Source organism: Paraburkholderia sp. (assembly GCF_034668105.1).
In the GTDB taxonomy this organism is placed as follows: Bacteria; Pseudomonadota; Gammaproteobacteria; order Burkholderiales; family Burkholderiaceae; genus Paraburkholderia.
In genome coordinates this window covers 1-3,584 of record NZ_JAXDPY010000576.1, presented here as the reverse complement: position 1 = coordinate 3,584, position 3,584 = coordinate 1, and the positions used below count along the sequence as shown (strand labels likewise).

The window sequence follows — 3,584 nt, the reverse complement described above, 5'->3', positions numbered from 1 at the left end:
GAAATGCCTTCGAGCCCGGCCACCATCCGCAGCAAGGTCGATTTGCCGCAACCGGACGGACCGACCATGACAACGAACTCGCCGTCCGCGACGTCCACGTCGATGCCGTGCAACACGAACTGTTTGCCGTCGTAGGTCTTTTTAACGCCTTGCAGAGTCAGTGCAGCCATGCCGTTTTAACCTTTTCGTTGCTTGCCGCGCGAACCACGCCTCACGCGGGATGTTTTATTCGAATCCGGGAGCACGCTCAAACTGCGCCGATCACTTCTCTGCATCCACCAGTCCGCGCACGAACCAGCGCTGCATCGTCAGCACGACGGCGAGCGGCGGCAACATGGCGAGCAGCGTTGCGGTCATCACGAGATGCCATTCGGTGGCCGTATCGCCCGAGGCGATCATGCTTTTGATGCCGACCACGGCCGTGGTCAGCGATTGCTGGCTCGTAATCAGGATCGGCCACAGGTACTGATTCCAGCCGTAAATGAAGGTGATCACGAACAGCGCCGCCATGTTCGTCTTCGACAGCGGCAGCACCACGTCCCAGAAGAACCGCATCGCCCCGGCACCGTCGATGCGCGCCGCTTCCATCAGTTCGTCGGGCAGCGTCATGAAGAACTGCCGGAACAGAAAGGTGGCGGTGGCCGAGGCGATCAGCGGCAACGTCAACCCGCTGTAGGTGTTGCTCAGATGCATCGACGACACGACCTGCACGGTCGGGAAGATCCGCACTTCGACTGGCAGCATCAGCGTGATGAAGATCAGCCAGAACGCGAGATTGCGAAACGGAAAACGGAAAAACACGATCGCGTACGCGGAAATCATCGAGACGGCGATCTTGCCGATCGAAATCACCAGCGCCATCACGAAGCTGTTGAACAGCATGCGGCCGAACGGTGCGGCTGCATTGCCGCTGCCTTGGGACCAGACAGTGGCGATGTTCTCGAACAGATGCGTGCTCGGCACCAGCGACAACGGCACGCTGAACACCTCGGGTTCGCTCATGGTCGCCGCGCAGAACGCGACGTACACCGGAAACACCACCAGCACGACGCCGAGTATCAGCACCGCATGGCAAAAGAGGTCGAAACCGCGTCGGTTCTCGATCATGAGTATTGAACCCTGCGTTCGATGAAGCGGAATTGCACGACAGTCAACGCGACGACGATCACCATCAGGATGACGGACTGCGCACCCGAGCTGCCGATGTCGAGTCCCTGGAAACCTTCGGCGAAAATCTTGTAGATCAGCGTGCGGGTGGCTTGCGCGGGGCCGCCGCCTGTCGCCGCGTCGATCACGGGGAAGGTGTCGAAAAACGCGTAGGTGATGTTGATCACCAGCAGGAAGAAGCTGGTCGGCGAGAGCAGTGGCAGGGCAATGCCGAAGAAACGCCGCACGGGACCGGCGCCGTCGATGGCTGCCGCTTCGATCAACGAGCGCGGAATCGCCTGCAAGCCGGCATAGAAGAACAGAAAGTTATAGCTGACCTGTTTCCACACGGAGGCCAGCACGACCAGAAACATCGCCTGGCCCGCATTCAGCGCGTGATTCCACACGATGCCGTACTTGGCGAGCGCATACGTAACGAGGCCGATGCTCGGGTTGAACAGGAACGACCACAAGACTGCGGCGATCGCCGGCGCGACCGCATACGGCCAGATCAACAGCGTCTGATAGGTCTTCGCGCCGCGCGTGACGCGATCCGCGCAGACCGCCAGCAACAGCGAGATCACCAGTCCTGAGACCGTGACCAGCGCGCAGAAAATCAGCGTCGTATTGAACGACGACAAGTAGAGCGGATCGGCGAATAACTGCTTGAAATTGGCGAGCCCGACAAACTCGCTCGACGTGCCGAACGCGTCCTGGCTCTGCGTGGATTGCCACAGCGCTTCGCCCGCCGGCCACAGAAAGAACAGCAGCGTGATCAGGAGTTGCGGCGCAACCAGCAGGTAGGGCAGCACGCTGGTGCCGAAGCTAGAGCGCTTTTCCATCGAGGATTCCCAAGGTTCTTCCAGAACAATCGGTTTCGGTGCGAGCGCACCGAAACCTCGCCGGCTCGTACTTAGTTGCCGGCTTTCTCGAAGCGGCGCAGCAGCTCGTCGCCGCGCGACACCGACGAATCGAGCGCCTGTTGCGGCGTTTTCTTCCCGGCCCAGACCTGTTCGAGTTCTTCGTCGATGACCGTGCGGATCTGCGGCATGTTGCCCAGACGCAAGCCCTTCGTGAACGGCAGCGGCGGCTTGTTGAGCATCTGTTTGATGGCGGTGTCGCTGCCCGGATTCTTCTCGTAGAAGCCTTGCTGCTGCGTGAGCTGATAGGCGGCGGTCGTGACCGGCAGATAGCCGGTGTCCTGATGCCACTTCGCGGCAACCGGTGCGGACGACAGATACGCGAGGAACTTCGCCACGCCCTTGTAGACGGCCGGGTCTTTGCCCGACAGCACCCACAAGCTTGCGCCGCCGATGATCGCGTTCTGCGGCGCGCCTTTCACGCTCGCGTCGTAAGGCATCATGCCGGTGCCGAAGTTGAACTTGGCGTACTTCTTGATCGTGGCAAGCGAGCCCGACGAGTTCGTGATGATCCCGCAGTCGCCGCTATAGAACTTCGAGACCGGTTCGTCCTTGCGGCCTACGTAGGTGAAGGTGCCTTCCTTCTGCATGTTCTGCAGGAACTGGATGTGCGCGACCTGCAGCGGCTTGTTGAATTCGAGCTGCGCGTCGGCGCCGTCGAAGCCATTGTTCTTCGACGCGAACGGCGCGCCATGCCAGGCGCTGTAATTCTCAAGCTGAATCCAGCTCTGCCAGCCCGACGAATAGCCGCATGCCATGCCCGACGCCTTCAGCTTCTGCGCGTCCACCTGCAATTCAGCCCAGGTTTTCGGCGGCTGATTCGGATCGAGCCCGGCTTTCTTGAAGGCGTCCTTGTTGTAGTACAGCACCGGGGTCGAGCTGTTGAACGGCATCGAGATCAGCTCACCGCTTTTGGCGTCGCTGTAATAGCTGGCGATGGTCGGCACGAAGGCCTTTTCGTCGAGCGGTACGCCGGCTTGCTTGAACACTTCGGAGACGGGGATCACCGCCTTCTTCGCCTGCATCATCGTGGCGGTGCCGACTTCGTAGACCTGCAGAATGGCCGGCGCGTTGCCGCTGCGGTAAGCGGCGATGCCGGCGGCGAGCGTCTGGTCGTAGGTCCCTTTGAACACCGGCACGATCTTGTAATCGCTTTGCGACGCGTTGAAGGCGTTGGCGATGTCGTTCAGGCGTTCGCCGAGGGCGGCTTCCATGCCGTGCCAGAACTGGATTTCAGTGGCGGCGTGCGCCGCCTGACTGATGCCGAAGCTCAACACGGCGGCAACGGAAAGCGAACGGAATAGCGGCTTGCAACTCATCGATTGTGTCTCCTCTGTCGACCGGAGTTAGCGCTTCAGCGCTTACTCCGGTCGATGCAACAAGCTTGTTGGTCGGAACGGGCGCGGGCTGGAATCGCGCGATTCTAGTTGTGTTCGATGACAATCCGGCGTCGGCTGCCGGCCGGCCCCCCCGCTTTTGGCAGGCGCCGAATGCCGCAATTTAACATCGCCTGTCACG

At 60.8% G+C, this 3,584-nt stretch carries 4 protein-coding genes; all 4 read right to left on the bottom strand.

Annotation, left to right across the window (positions count from 1 at the left end; translation table 11 throughout):
• The coding region (locus QOC89_RS25615; protein WP_323047576.1) for an ATP-binding cassette domain-containing protein at window positions 1–170 on the bottom strand (170 nt) is incomplete at its 3' end.
• Window positions 171–261: 91 nt separating this feature from the next.
• On the bottom strand, window positions 262–1,107 hold the full coding sequence (gene ugpE, locus QOC89_RS25610) for a sn-glycerol-3-phosphate ABC transporter permease UgpE (RefSeq protein ID WP_323047575.1): 846 nt from the start codon (window positions 1,105–1,107) through the stop codon (window positions 262–264).
• A complete protein-coding gene (ugpA, locus tag QOC89_RS25605) occupies window positions 1,104–1,988 on the bottom strand; it encodes a sn-glycerol-3-phosphate ABC transporter permease UgpA (protein ID WP_323047574.1) in 885 nt (294 codons plus the stop codon). Before ugpA ends, ugpE begins: the two co-directional genes overlap by 4 nt.
• 71 nt (window positions 1,989–2,059) lie before the next feature.
• Window positions 2,060–3,385 carry a sn-glycerol-3-phosphate ABC transporter substrate-binding protein UgpB gene (gene ugpB / locus QOC89_RS25600; RefSeq protein ID WP_323047573.1) on the bottom strand — a complete coding sequence of 442 codons (1,326 nt, stop codon included), beginning with the start codon at window positions 3,383–3,385 and terminating at the stop codon, window positions 2,060–2,062.
• Window positions 3,386–3,584 lie beyond the last annotated feature (199 nt).